Consider the following 13,901-nt stretch of genomic DNA (forward strand, 5'->3'; position numbering starts at 1 on the left):
GCTTTATAAGGGTTTGACGGCGTTTAGTCAACTGCAGGAACGGTTCTTTCGGGAAGGCGATGACTTTGAAACTCGGGATAGTGATGGACCCGATCGGCAAGATCAAGATCGGGAAGGACAGCAGTTTCGCGATGCTGTTGGAAGCTCAGGCGCGGGGTTGGGAGCTCTTCTACATGGAGTTGAACGATCTTTACCTGCGTGACGGTCGTGCCCATGCACGGGTCAGGCACCTTCAGGTCGAACGCGATTACGTCCGCTGGTTCGAGTTTCTGGACGAGCGGGACATCGCGCTGGACACGCTCGACGTCATTCTGATGCGGAAGGATCCGCCCTTCGACCAGGAATACATTTATGCCACCTATCTGCTCGAATGCGCCGAGAACCGGGGCGTGTATGTGGTCAACCGGCCGCGTTCGCTGCGGGATGCCAACGAGAAGCTGTTCACTGCCTGGTTCCCCCAATGCTGCGCGCCGACGCTGGTCGCCCGCGAGGCAGGTCGCCTCCGTGAATTTCTACGCGAGCATGGCGAGATCGTCCTGAAGCCGCTCGACGGCATGGGCGGCGCCTCGATCTTCCGGGTCGCCGAGGGCGATCACAACCTGAGCGTCATCCTCGAAACCATGACCCAGCATAACCGCCGTTTTGTCATGGCGCAGCGTTACCTTCCGGAAATCCGGGATGGCGACAAGCGGATACTCGTCGTCAACGGCGAAGCGGTCCCCTATGCCCTGGCGCGCATCCCCGCCCACGGCGAAAGCCGGGGCAATCTGGCGGCTGGCGGTCGGGCGGAAGGAAGGGAACTGACCGAGCGGGACCGCTGGATCGTGTCGCAGGTCGGGCCCACCCTGCGCCAGCGCGGCCTGGTATTTACCGGTCTCGATGTCATCGGCGATTACCTCACCGAGGTCAACGTCACCAGCCCGACCTGCATCCAGGAGCTGGACACGCTGTTCGGCCTGAACATCAGCGCCATGCTCATGGACCACATCGAGTCGGTCGTGTCCGGGGAGGACCGGGCCCGTGATGTCGCTTGAGTCGCGCGACCAAAGCCGTCTGCTGCTCGCGCTGCTGATCGCGCTCGCGGCACACGCCGCGGTGATCCTCGGTCTGAACGTCCGGTCCACTGTGACCACGAAAGACCTGCCCCGGGTGTTCGACGTGGCGGTCCTGCGGCTTCCCACTCCCGAGGCGCCGAAGCGGGCGGAACATCGGGCGGCGGAAAACCAGCGCGGTGACGACCGACCGGAGACTGTCGAGCCGGTGCCGGGCCGGGTGGCCAAAAAGATGACAGAACCGGCGCAAAACGGGGCGTCGCGCCCGGTGACGGAGCGTCCGCCCAAGCTGCGAGGCAACCGGGCCGAACGCTCGGTCAAGGCCGCGCCGGTGGTCGAGCCGGAGCTTGAAGTCTCTCCGGCCGTCCCCATCTCTGCCGAATCCCTGAGCCGGCAGATCGCCGAATTCGGTGCGGCTTACGTACGGCAGCAGCAGGAGGCTCCGCACCCGCGGATGGTCTACATCAACTCGGTCAATGCCCACAAATACAAGGCGGCGGCCTACGAGCGGGCCTGGCAGGACAAGGTCGAGCGCATCGGCAATCTGAATTACCCGGAGGAGGCTCGCCGCAAGGATCTGACGGGCAGTCTGCTGCTGAGCGTGGCGCTCCGGCCCGACGGCAGCGTATACAAGGTGCAGGTGCGGCGTTCTTCCGGGGAGCCGGCATTGGACGAGGCAGCGGTGAGGATCGTCCATCTGGCGGCACCGTTTGCCCCGTTTCCGGTGGAACTGCGGGAGGAAGCCGATATGCTGGTGATCACCCGCACCTGGAAGTTCCTGAACGGCAAGCGTTTGGAGACCGCGCCGTAGTTTGCCGCTTGCGACGCCGCTCACGGAGCGCCGATACTAACGACGATGAACTCGGAAGCAGAATTTCTCGCCAACCATTTCCTGATCGCCATGCCTGGTCTGACCGATCCGCATTTCGCGAAGACCGTGACCCTGGTTTGCCAGCACAATGCGGACGGCGCTCTGGGCATCATCATCAACCGTCCGTCCGAGCTGAAGCTGAGCGATATCATGCGGCAGATGGAGATCGATCTGAAAGTCGCCGAACTGGGCGATCTGCCGGTGTTTTTCGGCGGCCCCGTGCATCCGGAGCGCGGCTTCATTCTGCATGAACCGGCCACGGTATGGGCCTCCACCTTGGTGGTGTCCGAACGTCTGGCATTGACGACGTCCAGAGACATTTTGGAAGCGGTCGGGCGGGGTGAAGGGCCGAGGCGCATGTTGCTGGCACTGGGCTACGCCGGTTGGGGGCAGGGCCAGCTCGAGCGCGAGATCATCGACAATTCCTGGCTCAACGCGCCCTCGGACAACGCCGTGATCTTCGAGCACCCGCCCGGACGGCGCTGGAAAGCTGCGGCCGATCTGGTGGGCGTCGACATCTCGCTCTTGACCAGTCAGGCCGGGCATGGCTGAGGTGCCGGCCGATTCACGTGGCGCCACTTATCTCGGTTTCGATTTCGGCGAGCGGAACATCGGGGTCGCAGTAGGTCAATCCGTCACCGGCACCGCAGCGCCGCTCCGGACCCTGCGGGCCCAGCCGTCCGCGCGGTTGTGGGCCGCCATTTCCGAACTCATCGACCAGTGGCTGCCCGCGGGATTGGTCGTCGGCCTTTCCCACCAGCAGGACGGCAGCGAAAATCCGATCACGGCGCCGACCTTACGCTTCTGCCGGCAGCTCGAAGGCCGTTACCGGCTGCCGGTGTATACGGTGGACGAGACACTCACCACGGCCGAATCGCGCACCCACTTCTACCAGCGTCGCCGCCGCAAGTCGGTCGAGTTCGAGCAGGTGAAAGACGAAATGGCGGCGCAATTGATCCTGCAAACCTGGTTTTCGATCGACAAGGCATCACCGAGGTAATACATGAACCAAGCGGATTTCGACGTCGAAACGCTGCTGGCGCGCCTGGAGAACTCCCTGCGTGAGGAACTCGCCAGGCGCCGGCTCGACGATCCGGCCATGATCGGTGTCCATACCGGCGGGGCCTGGATCGCCGAAGTCCTGCATCGGCGTTTGGGATTGTCCGAGCCGCTAGGGTATCTGGACATCTCGTTCTACCGGGACGATTACCCGCAATCGGGCATGAATCCGGACGTGCGGGCGAGCAAGCTGCCGTTCCGGGTCGACGGCCGCAACATCGTGCTGATCGACGACGTGCTGTACACCGGCCGTACCGTGCGCGCCGCACTGAACGAGATCTTCGATTACGGCCGGCCCGCGGAGATTGTGCTCGGCGTGCTGATCGACCGTAACGGCCGGCAGATTCCCATCCAGGCCGATTGCATCGGCGGACGGGTGGAGCTGGAGCCGGGGCGGCGCATCAAGCTCACCGGCCCCGAGCCTCTGCAACTGACGATGCGTGCGGGGGGGCGATGAGCGTGACGGCCGCTGCCGACATCCAGCTCACTGCTTCCGGGCGTCTGCGCCATTTCCTGACGATCGAGGGTCTGAGCCGGGAATTGCTGACCCGGATCATGGACACCGCCGAGTCCTTCGCCGGCGTGACGGCTCAGAACGTCAAGAAGGTGCCCCTGCTGCGCGGCAAGACCGTGGTCAATCTGTTTTTCGAGAACAGTACCCGCACCCGGACGACCTTCGAACTCGCCGCCAAACGTTTGTCCGCCGACGTGCTCAACATCAACATCGCGACCTCTGCGACCTCCAAGGGAGAAAGCCTGCTCGATACCATCCGCAACCTGGAGGCGATGCACGTCGACATGTTCGTGGTGCGTCACGCTCAGAGCGGGGCCGCCCATTTCATCGCCCGCCACGTCGCACCGCACATCAGCGTGCTCAACGCCGGAGACGGCCGCCATGCCCACCCGACCCAGGCCATGCTGGACGTGTTCACCATCCGCCGGGCCAAGGGCGGATTCGCCGGCCTCAAGGTGGCCATCGTCGGCGACATCCTGCATTCCCGGGTGGCGCGTTCCGAAATCTGGGCACTCAATACCCTGGGGGTGGATGAGGTGCGGGTGGTGGCGCCAAAGACGCTCTTGCCAGCCCATGTCGAAGCCTTGGGCGTGGTGCCTTACCACGATCTCAACGAGGGACTGCGCGACGTCGATGTGGTGATCATGCTGCGTCTGCAGCTCGAGCGCATGGGGAGCGCGTTCATACCGTCCGAACACGAATATTTCCAGCGCTTCGGCCTGACCGAGAAGCGCCTGGAGAAGGCGAGGCCGGACGTCATCGTCATGCATCCGGGGCCGATCAACCGCGGCATCGAGATCGATTCGGCCATCGCGGACGGTCCGAGATCCGTGATCCTGCAGCAGGTCACCCACGGTATCGCGGTCCGCATGGCGGTCATGTCCATGGCCATGCATGCCGGTCCGGACTCGGAGGTGCCGGTATGAGCGGCCCACGCGTCCTCATCGAGGGCGGGCGAATCGTCGATCCGGCGAGCGGTTTCGACGGGACAGGGGTGGTATGCGTGGCGGACGGCGTCATCGTCGGCGTCGGCAGCCGTCCGGACGGCTTCGAGGCTGACCACCGCATCGATGCCGGCGGCAGGATCGTGTGTCCCGGTTTCATCGATCTGTGCGCCCGTCTCCGCGAGCCCGGACAGGAACACAAGGGTACCATCGTGTCCGAGGGGGCGGCGGCGGTGGCCGGCGGCATCACGACCCTGTGCTGCCCGCCCGATACCACCCCCGTGATCGATACGCCCGCCGTGGTCAAGCTGGTCACGGAGCGGGCGGAACAGGCGGGCAAGGTGCGGGTGCTGCCGATCGGTGCCCTGACCCGCAGCCTGAACGGAAAGGACCTGAGCGAAATGCATGCGCTCAAGCGCGCTGGCTGCCTGGCCCTGAGCAATGCCGACCGGCCGCTCGCCAACCTGCTGGTGCTGCGGCGGGCGCTGGAATATGCGGCGAGCTTCGGTCTCGTCGTGGTGTTTCGTCCCGAGGAACCGTGGCTGTGCAGCCAGGGCTGCGTGCATGAAGGAGCGGTGGGCAGCCGTCTCGGGCTACCGGGTATTCCCGAGACGGCGGAGACCGTCGCGGTCGCCCAGGCACTCCCGCTGATCGAGCAGACGGGGGTGCGGGCGCATTTCGGCCAGCTCAGCAGCGGCCGCGCGGTGGAAATGGTCGCCGAGGCCAGGGCGCGCGGTGTGCACGTCAGCGCGGACGTGGCGGTGCATCATCTGCATCTCACCGAGTCGAGCGTCGACGGTTTCGATGCGCTCTGTCACAGCCGTCCTCCGTTTCGTACAACGGCCGACCGCGACGCACTGCTCGCGGCCGTGGCGGACGGCCGGATTTCGGCGGTCTGCTCGGATCATCAACCCCACGAGCCTGACGCCAAGCTCGACGTCTTCCCCGAGACCGAGCCCGGTCTGTCTTCGTTGCAGACCCTCCTGCCGCTCATGTATGCGCTGGTGGCGGAGGGAAGGCTGCCGCTGTCGGCCGCCATTGCCCGCCTTACCGTGGGGCCAGCGGCGATCCTCGGCCTGGAGTCCGGCCGGCTGGCTCCGGGCGCACCGGCAGACGTCTGTGTATTCGATCCCGCGGCCGTGTGGGTGCCGGCGGAGGGCGGCTGGGTCAGCGCCGGCCGCAACACGCCGTTCTGGGAGCGGGCCCTGACGGGGCGGGTGACGGCGACCCTGGTAGGGGGCCGGCTGGTCTACCCTAGCGAGACCGCTTCGTGAACGGCGCCGCGGTGCCGAGCGTATAATCCGCCCGGCTCCCGCTCGGATTCCCAAGATCCACCGTTCCTTTTCGGACGACGACGTCGAGCGGGCGGGACGGTGTGTTTCCCGTCGTAGTGATGCGGGCGGGTCTGTTCAGGGTCCCAATGGCAGGCGTATCGTGAACCGGGCGCCGCCTTCCGGGATATTCGTGACTTCGATGGTTCCCCCGCAATGCCGGACGAGGGCCTGTGACAGCGCGAGGCCCAGGCCGGTTCCGGGCATAGCACCGGAGCGGGCGACCGAACCCCGGAAAAAACGCTCGAACAGCCGGTCTTTTTCGCCGGGCTCGATTCCCGGTCCGTTGTCGCAAATACTCACTACCGCCTCCCGAGCGTCGGCAGCCAGTCCGATGTGGACGGTTCCGCCGGGCTGCGAGAATTTCAAGGCGTTTTCCAGGACGTTGGAGAAAGCGACGCCGATCGAAGCGCCGGACACCCACGCGGTCACGGGTTGCGAGGTTTCGACGACGATCCCGATCGAGCGTTCCTGCGCCAGCGGTTGCTGGCGACGCACGACTTCGGCCAGAACCGTGTTCAGACAAACGTTCTCGCCGGGAATGGCTTCCTGCTGTGCGTCGAGCCGTGCCAGTTCGAGCAGTGCTTCCACCAGTTGGGTCAGCCGTTCCACTTCCTCGAGGCAGGAGTGCAGGGTCCGTTCATATTCGTCCGGGCGCCGGGGACGACGGAGGGTGATTTCGAGTTCCGCGCGCAGTCGGGACAAAGGCGAGCGAAGTTCGTGGGAGGCGTCAGCCGTGAAGCGGCGCTGGACCTCGAAGCTCCGCTCCAGACGACCGAGCATCTCGTTCAGCGTGTCGACCAGTCTGCCGATTTCGTCGCGGCTGCCCGGATGAGGGAGACGTTCGCCGAGGTTGGCCTCACCGATCCGGCGGGCTTGACGGACGACCTCGTCGATCGCGTGGAATGCCCTGCGAGTCAGCGATGTGCCGGCAATGCCTACCGCCACCAGCAAACCGGAGGTCAGGACGATGAACAACAGGCCGGCCGATTTCATGACGTTTCTTGCGTCATCCAGTGATCCGGCAACCTGGATCGCCAGTCGCGAACCGTCCTTCCGTACCGGAATGGATACCATTCGAACCGGTTCCTCGCCGAACGCCGGGAGGGTGTCGAAGACCGTTTCCCCCCGGCTCAGGCGCGACAGCAGGCCGGGCGGCGAGGGAAGCCGAGCGGTGCCGAGGTTTGCGCTACGTGCCAGAACGCGGCCGTCGCCGTCGACAATCTGCACCAGCCGGTCGAGACGGATGAAGGAGGGAGGCGCGGGGCCGGGGGCGGTTTCATGGATCTTGATCGACTGTTCTCCGCCTTCCAGCAGCATCGCCCGTTCGGTTTCCGCAAGGGCCAGCAGCGCGGCGTCGAGCCGACTGTGGACCGCCTGGCGCAGCATCCAGTAGGCGCCGGCGGCGGAGCAGGCCAGCACGATGACGACGACGGCCAGGTGGACGAGGATCAGACGTGCCCGTAAACCGAGGATCACGGCGATTCGCTGTCAGCCGCCGCCAGGCTGAAGCCGCAGCCTCTCACCGTTCGAATGAGAGGCGGAACGCCGGGCGGATCCACCTTACGGCGTAGATTGCTGATGTGAACATCGATCAGATTGTCCAGAGCGATGAGACCGGTTCTCCATATCTCCTCGGCCAACTGGGTGCGGGATACGACTTCGCCGGCCCGTCGCAACAGGAGTTCCAGGATGGCGTATTCCTTGGGGGTGAGGGAGAGCGGGCGTCCGCTCCGCGTGACGCGTCGACTGCGCGGGTCGAGGACGAGGTCGGCGACCGACAGCATCGCCGGACGGGCTTGTTCCGCCCGCCGCAGTAGGGCACGAACGCGCGCGAGCAGTTCCTCGAAGGCGAAGGGCTTGGTGAGATAGTCGTCGGCGCCGGTGTCGAGTCCCCTCACCCTGTCCGTCAGCGCATCGCGGGCGGTGAGCATCAAAACCGGCGTGCGTATCTCCCGCTTCCGAAGTTCCTCACAGAAAGTCAGCCCGTCTTTGCCGGGCAGGTTCCAGTCGAGGATGATCAGCCCGTACCCGGTGTGGAGGTTCTTCTGCTCGGTGTCTTCCGCGGAGTGGGCGGTGTCGACGCGGAAACCCTCCTCGCCGAGTCCGCGTGTCAGAAGTCCGGCTGCTTTCCGGTCGTCTTCGACCAGGAGGATTCTCATCGTCTGCCGTGGGGGTTCTCTGTTGAAGCCTCGGGGGGCGATAGTCTACCGCCTCGCCGGTCGAAGCCGATCCTGAAGAAGAATTCAGGGTTTCTTGAACCAATCTTAAGCATTGCTTCGCTATCCTACACGCGCTTTTCGCGGAGTGCCTGGGCCGTCTGCGCGTGCCGACCGGAACGCCGTGGGCGGCACGGTCTGTCCGGCGGGCATCGACACATCAAATGAAAATACTGGCGGGTATACGAGTGGAGAGGGGCGTCTTCCAGGCGGACGAAAGAGGTATTGGCCCGAGCCGGCTCGGGCGTTGTCTGCTTTGCGCCGTGTGGCTTCTTGGCGGTTGTGCCGCACCGGGATACAGGCCCCCGGGTCTCCCCGTCTTCATGCAGGATGCCGTCCAGCCCGGAACGGCATCGGCGGCTCCGCCCGCTCCCGTGCCGTCCGGCGACATCGGCATCGCGGACGCGGTGCGGGAGTTGACCCTGAATCAGGCGATCGGCCGGGCGCTGGAGGCCGATCCGCAAATCAAGGCCGGCTTGGAAAGCGTACGGCAGGCAGAGGCGGATCTGGTCACGGCCGGTCTGCTGCCCAATCCGGAGCTGACCGCGGATGTGCTGATGATCCCGTGGGCGCAGCCCTGGCGCGAAACCCGGCAGGGTGGGCCGACCCAGACCGACGCGCTGGTAAGTTTTCCGATCGACTGGTTCCTTTTCGGCAAACGCGCCGCGGCGATCGTCACCGCCCAGAAAGGCGTGGACGTGACCACGGCCCAGTTCTCCGATCTGCTCCGCCGGCGCATCGCCGGTACCATCGCCGCCTTTTACGATGTGCTGGAGGCACAGGCCCTGCTCGACCTGGCGCGGGTGGACCTCGACAATCTGTCGCAGTTGGAACGGATCACGGCGAACCGTGTGGAGCTCGGGGGGGCTGGCACCATCGAGCTGGACCGCGTCAGGGTGTTCATTTTCGGAAGCCGCCGTGAGGTTCGCAGCCGAGAAACCGCTTTGGCGACAGCCATCGCGCGGCTGCGGACCTTCCTCGGCTATTCAGACGACGTCCCGCTGAAAGTGAAGGGGGAGCTGGACGTCGCTGCGCCGGCGGCGCCGTTGGCGGTCGATGCCGCTTTTGCCCTGGCGGAGGAAAACCGGCCCGATCTGATCGCGCTGCAGCGCCGGATCGCGATGGCGGCCGCGAACGTGGAACTGGAGGAGCGCCGCGCCTATCCGGAGGTCAAACCCGCCTTCGGTTACACCAATCAGTTCCAGCATGAGATGAATCAGGCGAATGCCGATTCGTGGAACGTCATCCTGCAGATGCACCTGCCGGTTTTCGACCGCAACCAGGGCAACATCGCCAAAGCCAAGTCCTTGAAGAGCCAGGCCGAACATAATCTCACTGCTCAGCTGGTGAGCCTGCGGGCCGAAATCCTCGAAGCGGTCAAGAACTTCGAGGCGGCGCGGGATGCCCTGATGATCGACGATCCCGGACAGCTCGATGCCGCCCGCAAAGTGCGTGACAAGATTCGCGCCGCCTATGAACTGGGCGGCAAGCCGCTGATCGACGTGCTGGATGCCCAGCGCGCCTACCGCGAAACCTTCCGGCTGCATATCGCCAGCCGGTCCAGCTACTGGCATTCACTCTATGCCCTCAATGCCGCTATCGGAAAGCAGGTGCTTCGATGATTTCCCGGTTTCGTGCCCTTCCGGTCGCGCTTCGCCTGGCTGTCCTGGCGGCCGGTGCGGTGACATTGGTGATGGGGATCTGGCGTTTCTGGCCCGCGTCGGCGCCGGAGTTCACGGTGGAGCGGCCCCCGAATTCGGGAACGGCGACCGTCGTCGGCCCTTGGCTCGTGTCCGTCGAGCCCGGCAGCCTGCTGGAACGGAAATTCGACCTCCCCACGGTGCGCAAGGAACGTATCGGCACCCCCTTGTTGACGGTGACCGGCGCGGTGATGGCGCGGCTTCGTCCCGGTAAGGAAGCGCTGGAGGACCGCTGGCAATTCAGCAGCGTGGAGTTGTCGGGCATTTACGCCGACTGGGAAAAAGCGGGCACCCAAATGGATTTCGAAGCCAAACGCCTGAAGAAGACCCGCGAACTGACGGCGGCGCAATTACAGTCGCAGGAGCGGGTGGTGGAGCGCTTGCGCAAACTGGTTGCCACCGGCACCGAAGCGGTGCGGGATCTGACCCAGGCGGAAGCAGCCTTGCTGCAGATTCAACTGGAAGGTCAAAAAGCGGTCTTCGAGGCCGAGAGTGCGCTCACCCAGGCGACCCACAGCCATGCCGATCTGGAGCGCCAGTTGCTCCAAGCGGGTGTGGACCCGGCGTTGCTGCAACACGCCGACACCGATTCGGCGATGGTGATGGCGGATGTCCCTGAAGTCCGGATCAGTCTGGTGAAGCCGGGTCAGGCCTGCGAAGCGCATTTTTTCGGCTTGCCCGGCCAGTCCTTCCGGGGAACGGTGAGAAGTCTGGCGCCGGCATTGTCGCCGGAGCGCCGGACCTTGCGGGTGTTTTTCGAGCTCGACGACAGCAAAGGTCAGCTCAAGCCCGGCATGTATGCCGAAATCGGTCTGGGTACCGATCTGCGCGACGCGGTACTGGTGCCCTCGGATGGCGTCTTGCATATCGGAGATACCGACTTCGTATTGACGGAGGCCGGCAGGGGAGCGTGGCGCGTCACACCCGTTCAGGTCGGGGAACGGACCGGGGAGCGGGTCGAAATCCTCGCGGGACTGGCGGGCGGGGAACGCATCATCGGGTATGGTGCGATTCTGCTCAAGCCCTTGGTGGTGCAGGCACTGCTCAAGGCCAGGACGGCGCCGGCGGATGATGGAGACGATCCCTGATGATCGCCAAATCCATTCGAGCCGCCCTGCAGTTCCGCTGGCTGGTCTTGATCCTGGCCGGTGCCCTGATGCTGCTCGGCGGATGGCTGTTCACGCGGATGAAGATCGACGCCTATCCGGACATTTCGGCACAGATGGTCCAGGTGATCACGACCTATCCCGGCCGCGCACCCGAGGAAGTCGAGCGCCAGGTGACACTGCCGGTCGAGATCGCCATGCGCAACGTGCCCAAGGTGGAAACCATCCGCTCGCGTACGATCTTCGGGTTGTCGCTAGTCCAGCTCATATTCGAGGAGGGGACGGAAAGCTATTGGGCGCGCCAGCGGGTGCAGGAGAAGTTGACTGGCCTCGAATTACCGGCGGGCGCCCTGGCCGAACTGGGGCCGCTTGCCACGGCTTATGGCGAAGTGCTGCGCTACGAGCTGGTGTCGGATGGACGCCAGGACTTGATGGAACTGCGCACGCTCAACGACTGGGTGGTCATACCCCGCCTGCTCCGGGTGCCCGGCGTCGCGGAGGTCTCCAATTTTGGAGGCTATGAAAAACAATTCGCGGTGCTGCTGCATCCGGCGCAGCTTCAGCGCTACGGTCTGTCGGTCAACGACGTGGCAGATGCCATTCAGACCAACAACGCCAGCGCCGGTGGCAGCGTGCTCTCGCGGGGCAGCATGTCGTTCGTGATCCGTGGCCGCGGATCGCTCCAGAACGCGGAAGAAATCGGCACGATCTTCGTCAAATCCCTGGGCGGCACTCCGATCTACATCCGTGACGTCGCCGACGTGCAGCTCGATTCCAAAGTGCCGGCCGGCATATTCAGCAAGGACTTCAAGGACGAGGCAGTCGAAGGCATCGTGCTGCTGCGCAAGGGAGAGAATCCGTCCGACGTGTTGGCTGCGGTGCAGGCGGCGATCACCGAACTCAACACCGAAGGGCTGCCTCCCGGCGTCCGGATCGAGCCTTACTACGATCGCAGCACTCTCGTCGAAAGCACGCTGCATACCGTCGGCCACAGCGTGATGACGGGTATCGGCCTCGTCATCCTGATCCTGCTGGCTTTTCTCGGCCGGCCGTCGCTGGCGGCGCTGGTGGCGTTGACCATTCCCTTCGCCCTGCTGTTCGCCCTGGTATTGATGTACCTCGCGGGCATCCCGATCGGGCTGCTTTCGATCGGCGCCATCGACTTCGGCATCATCGTCGACGGCGCCGTGGTCATGGCGGAGAACATCGCCCGGCGGCTGGATGAGCGGGAACGGGGCGGGGCACTGGGAAGCGTGATGCCGACGGTTCTGGAGGCGGCCCTGGAGGTCGAGCGGCCGGTATTCTTCTCGCTCCTGATGATCCTGGGGGCATTCCTGCCGCTGCTGACGCTGACTCACATCGAGGGCTTGCTGTTCCGTCCGATGGCCTTGACCATCGTGTTCGCATTGGGCGGGGCTCTGCTTTCCGCACTGTTCGTCGTGCCGGTTCTGGCGACCTTTTTTTTCAGGCGAGGCTTTCGTGAGTGGCACAATCCGGTGCTGCACTGGTTGACCGGACGGTACCGGTCGTTGTTGACCGCACTCATCCAGCACCGCAAGTCTGTCGTGGCGACTGCGGGAGGGCTCTTGGCATCGATCCTGGTGACGGTGGTGCCGCGGCTGGGGATGGAGTTTCTGCCGTACATGGACGAAGGGGTCATCTGGGTGCGCGCCAACTTTCCGGAAGGCACCTCCTTGCAGCAGACCGCCCGTTTCGGCCGCCGTCTGCGGGAGATCGCCCTGGAATTTCCCGATATTCAGTTCGCCGTGGCGCAGACCGGCCGTAATGACAGCGGCACCGACCCTTACCCGCCCAGCCGGATCGAAATGATGCTGGGCCCGAAGCCGCGCGAGACCTGGACGCGGTTCGGAAACAAGCATGAACTGTTGGCTGCGCTCGGGGCCCGTTTCCGGGAGGAGTTTCCGACCACCCGCTTCAACTTCACCCAGCCGATCATCGACAGCGTTACCGAGGACACCAACGGCACCTCGGCCAACCTGGCGATCGAATTCTCCGGTCCCGATTCGGAGGTCCTGCTGGATCTGGCCCGAAAGGCCGAAGCGCTGCTCAAACGGGTGCCTGGCGCCACCGACGTGAACATCGAGCAGGAGGGTCCCCAGCCACAGCTGCTGATCGAGCCGGACCGCTCCTTGTGTGCCCGCTACAACGTCCGGATCGAGGATGTGACCCGGCTGATCGATACCGCCATCGGCGGTTCACCGATCGGTACCCTGTATGAGGGCGAGCGGCGTTTCGACATCGTCACCCGGTTTTCCCCGGAGCATCTGCTCTCACCCCAGGCATTGGGACGGCTGCCGGTCTATAACGCTTCCAATATTCCCATCCCGCTCGCACAAGTGGCACGCATCGGGATCGTCGACGGACAGACCATGATCGCCCGGGCCGACGGACGCCGCCGTCTGACGGTCCGCAGTGATATCGTCGGACGCGACCAGGGCGGATTCGTCGCCGATGCCCAAGCGCGGTTCGAGCAGGAAATCCGTATGCCTGCCGGTTACCATGTGGCCTGGCTGGGCATGTACGACAACCTCCAGCGGGCGAAGCAGCATTTCGCACTCCTGGTCCCCGTCACGATCGGCGTCATCTATCTTCTGCTCCTGGTCATGTTCCGGACGCAACGGGTGGCGCTGATTTTGCTGACGGCGATTCCCTTCGCCTTCATCGGTGGGGTCCTGGCGTTGTATGTGCGCGGGATGAACGTCAATGTGTCGGCGGGGGTGGGGTTTGCCGCGGTGTTCGGCGTCTCCATCATGGACGGTGTGCTACTGCTGCGCACCATCACCAGCCACCGGTTGGCGGGTGTGCCGCTGGAGCAGGCCATCATCGACGCGGCCACCCGCCGCTTCCGCCCCATCCTGATCACGGCGCTGGTGGCCATCCTGGGCCTGGTCCCGGCCTCGCTCGCCACCGGGCTCGGTTCGGACGTGCAGAGGCCGGTGGCCACGGTGATCGTCTGGGGTTTGTTCAGCGCGACGATGATGACGCTACTCTTGATCCCCGTGCTTTACCGCCTGGCTGCGCCTTCTCTGCCGGTTGCGGGTGAGGGTGGGGCTTCTTAGCAAGGAGCGGGATCGATCCCGTCGG

General features: G+C 64.7%; 12 protein-coding genes. 10 read left to right on the forward strand and 2 right to left on the reverse strand.

The genetic code is table 11. From position 1 onward, the window contains the following. Nucleotides 1-59 precede the first annotated feature (59 nt). The 7 genes from gshB to ACSHWJ_RS13990 are packed head-to-tail and all read left to right on the forward strand — an operon-like array spanning nt 60 to nt 5,714. Nucleotides 60-1,034, forward strand: coding sequence for a glutathione synthase (gene gshB / locus ACSHWJ_RS13960; protein WP_017365424.1), 975 nt, complete (start codon nt 60-62; stop codon nt 1,032-1,034). Next, nucleotides 1,024-1,863 carry an energy transducer TonB gene (locus ACSHWJ_RS13965; protein WP_432539999.1) on the forward strand — a complete coding sequence of 280 codons (840 nt, stop codon included), beginning with the start codon at nt 1,024-1,026 and terminating at the stop codon, nt 1,861-1,863. The genes gshB and ACSHWJ_RS13965 overlap by 11 nt, the downstream gene beginning before the upstream one ends. Before the next feature lie 45 nt (nt 1,864-1,908). Further along, nucleotides 1,909-2,475, forward strand: coding sequence for a YqgE/AlgH family protein (locus tag ACSHWJ_RS13970; RefSeq protein WP_010961564.1), 567 nt, complete (start codon nt 1,909-1,911; stop codon nt 2,473-2,475). Beyond that, nucleotides 2,468-2,923, forward strand: coding sequence for a Holliday junction resolvase RuvX (ruvX, locus tag ACSHWJ_RS13975; RefSeq protein ID WP_010961563.1), 456 nt, complete (start codon nt 2,468-2,470; stop codon nt 2,921-2,923). Before ACSHWJ_RS13970 ends, ruvX begins: the two co-directional genes overlap by 8 nt. 3 nt (nt 2,924-2,926) lie before the next feature. Beyond that, nucleotides 2,927-3,439 carry a bifunctional pyr operon transcriptional regulator/uracil phosphoribosyltransferase PyrR gene (gene pyrR, locus ACSHWJ_RS13980; RefSeq protein ID WP_010961562.1) on the forward strand — a complete coding sequence of 171 codons (513 nt, stop codon included), beginning with the start codon at nt 2,927-2,929 and terminating at the stop codon, nt 3,437-3,439. Continuing rightward, a complete protein-coding gene (locus ACSHWJ_RS13985) occupies nt 3,436-4,422 on the forward strand; it encodes an aspartate carbamoyltransferase catalytic subunit (RefSeq protein ID WP_218798157.1) in 987 nt (328 codons plus the stop codon). Before pyrR ends, ACSHWJ_RS13985 begins: the two co-directional genes overlap by 4 nt. Then, nucleotides 4,419-5,714 carry a dihydroorotase gene (locus ACSHWJ_RS13990; RefSeq protein WP_432539995.1) on the forward strand — a complete coding sequence of 432 codons (1,296 nt, stop codon included), beginning with the start codon at nt 4,419-4,421 and terminating at the stop codon, nt 5,712-5,714. Before ACSHWJ_RS13985 ends, ACSHWJ_RS13990 begins: the two co-directional genes overlap by 4 nt. A gap of 135 nt (nt 5,715-5,849) precedes the next feature. Here the strand turns inward: ACSHWJ_RS13990 and ACSHWJ_RS13995 are convergent, their stop codons facing one another. Both ACSHWJ_RS13995 and ACSHWJ_RS14000 read right to left on the reverse strand, forming a co-directional pair. Next, entirely contained in the window at nt 5,850-7,250 is a 1,401-nt protein-coding gene (locus ACSHWJ_RS13995; protein WP_432539994.1) for a sensor histidine kinase, read from the reverse strand. After that, a complete protein-coding gene (locus ACSHWJ_RS14000; protein ID WP_010961558.1) occupies nt 7,247-7,933 on the reverse strand; it encodes a response regulator in 687 nt (228 codons plus the stop codon). The genes ACSHWJ_RS13995 and ACSHWJ_RS14000 overlap by 4 nt, the downstream gene beginning before the upstream one ends. Nucleotides 7,934-8,313: 380 nt before the next feature. On the opposite strand from ACSHWJ_RS14000, the gene ACSHWJ_RS14005 reads away from it, so the two are divergent. The 3 genes from ACSHWJ_RS14005 to ACSHWJ_RS14015 are packed head-to-tail and all read left to right on the forward strand — an operon-like array spanning nt 8,314 to nt 13,876. Further along, nucleotides 8,314-9,612 carry a TolC family protein gene (locus ACSHWJ_RS14005; protein WP_432539993.1) on the forward strand — a complete coding sequence of 433 codons (1,299 nt, stop codon included), beginning with the start codon at nt 8,314-8,316 and terminating at the stop codon, nt 9,610-9,612. After that, the gene (locus tag ACSHWJ_RS14010; protein WP_010961553.1) at nt 9,609-10,778 is read left to right on the forward strand and encodes an efflux RND transporter periplasmic adaptor subunit; all 1,170 of its coding nucleotides are present in this window, start codon (nt 9,609-9,611) and stop codon (nt 10,776-10,778) included. The genes ACSHWJ_RS14005 and ACSHWJ_RS14010 overlap by 4 nt, the downstream gene beginning before the upstream one ends. Further along, complete coding sequence (locus ACSHWJ_RS14015) at nt 10,778-13,876, forward strand: efflux RND transporter permease subunit (RefSeq protein WP_432539992.1); 3,099 nt, start codon at nt 10,778-10,780, stop codon at nt 13,874-13,876. The genes ACSHWJ_RS14010 and ACSHWJ_RS14015 overlap by 1 nt, the downstream gene beginning before the upstream one ends. The last annotated feature ends 25 nt before the right edge of the window (nt 13,877-13,901 follow it).

Source organism: Methylococcus sp. S1M (genome assembly GCF_051295855.1).
In the GTDB taxonomy this organism is placed as follows: domain Bacteria; phylum Pseudomonadota; class Gammaproteobacteria; order Methylococcales; family Methylococcaceae; genus Methylococcus; species Methylococcus capsulatus.

Bases quoted from the DNA above. Each gene is read 5' to 3' on its own strand.
- gshB (WP_017365424.1), top strand. From the start codon at position 60: ATGACTTTGAAACTCGGGATAGTGATGGACCCGATCGGCAAGATCAAG.
- ACSHWJ_RS13965 (WP_432539999.1), top strand. From the start codon at position 1,024: ATGTCGCTTGAGTCGCGCGACCAAAGCCGTCTGCTGCTCGCGCTGCTG.
- ACSHWJ_RS13970 (WP_010961564.1), top strand. From the start codon at position 1,909: ATGAACTCGGAAGCAGAATTTCTCGCCAACCATTTCCTGATCGCCATG.
- ruvX (WP_010961563.1), top strand. From the start codon at position 2,468: ATGGCTGAGGTGCCGGCCGATTCACGTGGCGCCACTTATCTCGGTTTC.
- pyrR (WP_010961562.1), top strand. From the start codon at position 2,927: ATGAACCAAGCGGATTTCGACGTCGAAACGCTGCTGGCGCGCCTGGAG.
- ACSHWJ_RS13985 (WP_218798157.1), top strand. From the start codon at position 3,436: ATGAGCGTGACGGCCGCTGCCGACATCCAGCTCACTGCTTCCGGGCGT.
- ACSHWJ_RS13990 (WP_432539995.1), top strand. From the start codon at position 4,419: ATGAGCGGCCCACGCGTCCTCATCGAGGGCGGGCGAATCGTCGATCCG.
- ACSHWJ_RS14000 (WP_010961558.1), bottom strand. From the start codon at position 7,933: ATGAGAATCCTCCTGGTCGAAGACGACCGGAAAGCAGCCGGACTTCTG.
- ACSHWJ_RS14005 (WP_432539993.1), top strand. From the start codon at position 8,314: ATGCAGGATGCCGTCCAGCCCGGAACGGCATCGGCGGCTCCGCCCGCT.
- ACSHWJ_RS14010 (WP_010961553.1), top strand. From the start codon at position 9,609: ATGATTTCCCGGTTTCGTGCCCTTCCGGTCGCGCTTCGCCTGGCTGTC.
- ACSHWJ_RS14015 (WP_432539992.1), top strand. From the start codon at position 10,778: ATGATCGCCAAATCCATTCGAGCCGCCCTGCAGTTCCGCTGGCTGGTC.